At 67.5% G+C, this 4,221-nt stretch carries 5 protein-coding genes and 2 pseudogenes; 5 read left to right on the plus strand and 2 right to left on the minus strand.

Going from position 1 to position 4,221, the window contains the following annotated elements:
• Positions 1 to 445 precede the first annotated feature (445 nt).
• Together tpg (AQJ11_RS40410) and AQJ11_RS40415 are read left to right on the plus strand one after the other, a co-directional pair.
• Positions 446 to 922, plus strand: a complete 477-nt coding sequence (gene tpg, locus AQJ11_RS40410; RefSeq protein ID WP_244218606.1) for a telomere-protecting terminal protein Tpg — start codon at positions 446 to 448, stop codon at positions 920 to 922.
• Positions 923 to 1,054: 132 nt separating this feature from the next.
• Positions 1,055 to 1,528 (plus strand): hypothetical protein, encoded by a 474-nt coding sequence (locus AQJ11_RS40415; RefSeq protein ID WP_059266751.1) that lies wholly within the window; start codon positions 1,055 to 1,057, stop codon positions 1,526 to 1,528.
• Between the two features lie 16 nt (positions 1,529 to 1,544).
• Here the strand turns inward: AQJ11_RS40415 and AQJ11_RS40420 are convergent.
• Positions 1,545 to 1,982: pseudogene (locus AQJ11_RS40420) on the minus strand (ATP-binding protein); the annotation flags it as partial.
• 363 nt (positions 1,983 to 2,345) lie between these two features.
• Here AQJ11_RS40420 and AQJ11_RS50605 point away from each other — a divergent pair.
• Together AQJ11_RS50605 and AQJ11_RS40430 are read left to right on the plus strand one after the other, a co-directional pair.
• Entirely contained in the window at positions 2,346 to 2,612 is a 267-nt protein-coding gene (locus AQJ11_RS50605; RefSeq protein ID WP_059266732.1) for an SMI1/KNR4 family protein, read from the plus strand.
• A 169-nt stretch (positions 2,613 to 2,781) separates the two neighbouring features.
• The gene (locus AQJ11_RS40430) at positions 2,782 to 3,327 is read left to right on the plus strand and encodes a GNAT family N-acetyltransferase (RefSeq protein WP_059266733.1); all 546 of its coding nucleotides are present in this window, start codon (positions 2,782 to 2,784) and stop codon (positions 3,325 to 3,327) included.
• A gap of 76 nt (positions 3,328 to 3,403) precedes the next feature.
• Here the strand turns inward: AQJ11_RS40430 and AQJ11_RS47545 are convergent, their stop codons facing one another.
• A complete protein-coding gene (locus AQJ11_RS47545) occupies positions 3,404 to 3,631 on the minus strand; it encodes a hypothetical protein (protein ID WP_244218611.1) in 228 nt (75 codons plus the stop codon).
• A gap of 72 nt (positions 3,632 to 3,703) precedes the next feature.
• On the opposite strand from AQJ11_RS47545, the pseudogene tpg (AQJ11_RS47550) reads away from it, so the two are divergent.
• Positions 3,704 to 4,021 (plus strand): annotated as a pseudogene (gene tpg, locus AQJ11_RS47550) (telomere-protecting terminal protein Tpg); the annotation flags it as partial.
• Between the last annotated feature and the right edge of the window lie 200 nt (positions 4,022 to 4,221).

Consider the following 4,221-nt stretch of genomic DNA (forward strand, 5'->3'; position numbering starts at 1 on the left):
TGCCCGGGCCGCAGCGACCACAACGACCACGCACTCCCCCTCAAAACGCGGGTCCGGTGCGCCCAGCCCTGCTCCCCATCCCCCTCGGGAGACCACTGCGAAGCTTCGGGCACCGTGGCCTGTCGCCGCGGCGATGAACCATCACGCCCCTACCTCCTGACAACCCGTCACCACACCACAAGCAGTGGACCAGAACCCGTTCTCGTGAATAAAGCCAGCCGGCGCCCACCGGGGTGAAGGTGTGCTCCCCGCGCGTGCGGGGATGGTCCCGACGCCAAGTTCGCCCAGGACGTGTCCACGCTGTGCTCCCCGCGTACGGGGATGCTCTCGCGGTCGATGGCATCCCGCGCGGAGCGCCGGGCGTAGACACCGCCGGCAGCAGCACCCGCCATGACCTGCATGACCGCGGACTCTGTCCACAGGGGAGACGGCCGAGGCTGCGGCCATGACGATCAACGACTCGCAGCAGCCGGCCCCGCGCCGCGGCAAGGTCTTGGAGGCCCTCGCACGGGCGGAGCGGAAGGTGTTCACCCGACCCGCGCCGAAATCCGCGAAGGCTCAGGTGAAATTCCTTCTCACGCGGGCGAAGGGGTCGACGCAGGCCCTGGCGGAGCGCCTGGGTGTCTCGCGTCACACGGTGGAGCGCTACCGCGCCGGGACGCTGACAACCCCGCAGAAGCGCCCCCGAGCCGCCCTGGTGGAGGAGACGGAATCCGAGTGGCAGCCGCAGGCCAGAGCACAGGTACGGCACCAGGCGGCCACCTCCAGCGGCATGATGGTGGATGTCACCGCGTACTTCGGATTCACCTGCACGGGCAGCTCGGACGACGGCCGCGAGGGCAGCGTCACCACGGCGATCTCGCCCACCTACGCGAAGCAGATCCTGGATGGCTGCGTAGGTGAGACCGGAGAGCGCTTGTAGGCGGTTCCGGAGAGCGGTCTGGGTCTCCACCTCTGTGGAATGTTGCTGAGTACTGGCAGCAGGCAGTTGCGCCGGAACCTGGATGACGTCAAGCAGATGTTGACCGTAGGCTCTCGGCGAAGGGCAGGTGCGGTGGATATCACGGTGCAGTGGATCAAGACGTCCTGGACGAAGCAGTCTCGGGGCGGGGAGGCCGCTGTCCGCAGGAACGCGGCGCCGGTCGGCTTCTCGTCGCCCCAGGTGCCCTCCGGGTTTGCCCACTTCGTCCAGATGTCCGAGCGTGACGGCTTCGAGCCACGTTCGAGCCAGAAAGACTTCCGCGAGGTCGGTGTCAGCCTGCGGGACGAAGGTGATCGGCTCCGAGTGCTCGCTCGTGTGGAGCCGCTCTTCGGGTTGCCTCCTCGGCCGCGCAGGCCGCCGGCAGTTCGACTGCTTGCCGGGCAGTGGGTCCGCTGGCAGTTGAACTACCGGTTCACCAGCGCCCTGGGGATCCGCGGTTGGTCGTACTGGCTGGACACGTTCAACATCGCCTATGGCCCCGTCGGCCGGGAGGTCTTCCTGTCACAGCCGACCGTGATCGTCGATGAGTGCGGGCCAGTTCGATAGAGCAGGCGGACTGCGCTCAGACGGCTGCTCGTTCCGCTTGGGCGCGGGTGGTGGCGAGGCGGTAGGAGTCGGTGCCGGTCTCGATGATGTTGCCGCCGAAGGTGAGGCGGTCGACGATGGCCGCGCAGAGGCGGGGGTCGGTGAAGTTCTTGGTCCAGCCGGAGAATGACTCGTTGGAGGCGATGGCGACGCTGTTCTTCTCCTCTCGTTCGGTCGGGACCTGAAAGAGGAGTTCGGCGCCACGCCGGTCGAGTTCCATGTAGCCCAGTTCGTCGATGCAGAGCAGGTCGACGCGGCCGTAGCGGGCGATGGTCTTAGTCAGCTGCTTCTCGTCGGCGGCTTCATCGCACTCGGCCAGGCGGAGTTCGGAGAGGAAGCCGAGGTAGGACATCTGCTCGCGGCCGGCGGTTTCGGCGAGCTCCGGGAACTGGGACCTGATCGTGGGCAGCCTCAGCCCCGTCGGACGATCCGCAGCAGCCGCCGCCCCTCGTCGTCATCCACTTCCCGCACCTGCACACGCTCGGCCACCGGCTCATTGTGGTGGACGTCCCGGCATGGCCTTTCGTCTTGACGGACCTCGTGGCATGCCGCCCATGCCCCGCTTCGAGGATCTTCTGGACGCCTTCTGGGACGGCTCGACCGAGTACGGTGTGCAGCCGCCGGTGACCGTTCAGCTTGTTCAGCAAGCAGAACAGGCTCTCAACGCGGCCCTGCCTGCGTCTTTGCCGGGGCTGCTTCGCCAGCGGAACGGCGGACGGGTGGCAGCAGGGCTTCGTGCCTCCCGACCTCGGCCCCGACATCCTGGGCCGACGAGCACGTGCCCTTCGAGTACCTGATGGGGATCGGGCAGCGTGACCGAACTCTGTCCCTGCTCGACAGCGCGTACCTGATCGAGGAGTGGGGCCTGCCCACTTCGCTGGTACTTCTCAGCAGTGACGGGCCCTGCTGGATCGGGCTGGACTACCGGACGGGTCCGACCCCCACGGTCGGGTGGTTCGACGCCGACTCCGGTCTCGAACTGTCCCTGGCTGCGAGCTTTCAGGACTTCGTGGAGGGTCTCACCGATCCCGGGACCTACGGCTGATCCGGCTCGCAGACAGCAAGGAGCTGGCCCTGCCGGAACGGGGCCAACGTTGCTTGATGCGGCACTTATCTGTAGTGGCTTGGCTCGCATCGTTGACCGGGCATCGCCCCCACGCCAGCCGCGATAGCGTGGTGGAACGGGACAGCGCCGGGCGGGCGAGAGGGGCGACATGGCAAGGATGGATTTGCGGTTCGCCGGTTACCTTCCGCACCCGGCCGAGCGCGACGCTCCGGTGACCGCGGTGGTGGCGGAGGCGACCGGGGACGACGTGCCGATGCTGGCCTTGTTGCAGACCCGGACGCGCGGTGGTTCGGCGGGCGAATGGGCAGACCGCATTCATCGGGCGCTTTGTAGTGAGCGCAGTTTGGTGATCACCGCGAAGGTATCCGGTGAAGCTGTCGGGTACGCGAATGCGGCGTTTCTGCCCGAGCACGTTGAGGACGGTGCCCCGGCCGGCTACTACCTGACCGGTGTCACGGTGGCTCCTGACTGGCGACGTCGTGGCATAGCGAGGCTGCTGACCCGGCGGCGCATGGATTGGATCTGGGAACGGGATTCGGCAGTCTGGTGCTTCATCTCCGCTAAGAACCGCGCCTCGCTCGACCTTCACCGGGAACTCGGATTCGACCAGGTGACCGTCGGGGCCTCCTTCCAGGGCATTGAGTTTGCCGGTGGCGAGGGGTGGCTTTTGCGAGCACACCCACCGCAACCGTGACGGGGCGGATGCTGGACCCCGGACGGTACTCAAACCCGCCAGGGCCGTTGGCTCAACAGCGGCAGTTGGTGGCTCGTCATGCGACGTTGGCTGGGTACTCCGTCCACTGACGGATGGGTGAGTCGGAGGCGAAGCTCGTCTTGGGCTGAGCGCGGGTGTTGCGCCAGCGGATGTAGGCGGCGATGGCGGTGTTCTGCTCGTCGTGGGTGCGGTGGTCGGTGCCGTTGAGCGCGAAGTAGCGCAGGGCGGCGAATTCCGACTCGATCCAGTTCAGCCAGGAGCCGTAGGTGGGCAGGAAGACCAGTTCGACGTCGTTGTCGGAAGCCCAGGTCCGGACCTCGGCGTGCCGGTGCGGGGAGAAGTTGGACCTGCATCAGCGAGGTCCACGGGCGGCATCGTCATCGACACCCGGGCCCGGCTTGGCTATACCGCGCCGATCGGCTCCACTGACGAGTCCCGGCTGCGGCACCTGACCGTGGCGCTGGCCCCCGCAGTACGCCGCCCGTCTCTTCGACGCCCAGGAGGCCGGCGCCAGCGACCAGCAACTCCAGCGGATCGTGGCCGAGGGCTCAAGGAGGTGTACTTCCGCGACGGCGGCCGCCGCGCCAGAATGACGGCCCGCCCCGGGCGAGGACGACACCGAGGCCCGCACAGACGACACCCCCCCTGCCCGCTCCGCCCCCGCCTGATGTGATTCGAGGCCGGGGTTCGACCCGGCCGAATCGTCCCGCGATCCGCTCCATCAGGACCTCGAACATCGCCCGCCAGCGGGCAGGCACTACGCTGTGAACTGCGGCCACCGCTTCATCGTCAGTCCACACACCTCACGATGATCACCCGTGGCCGCAGCCGTCTCCGCACCAGGTCCCACCGACTCGATCACACCCCATGTGT

Origin of the sequence: Streptomyces corchorusii (assembly GCF_001514055.1) — a bacterium.
Classification (GTDB): Bacteria; Actinomycetota; Actinomycetes; order Streptomycetales; family Streptomycetaceae; genus Streptomyces; species Streptomyces olivaceoviridis.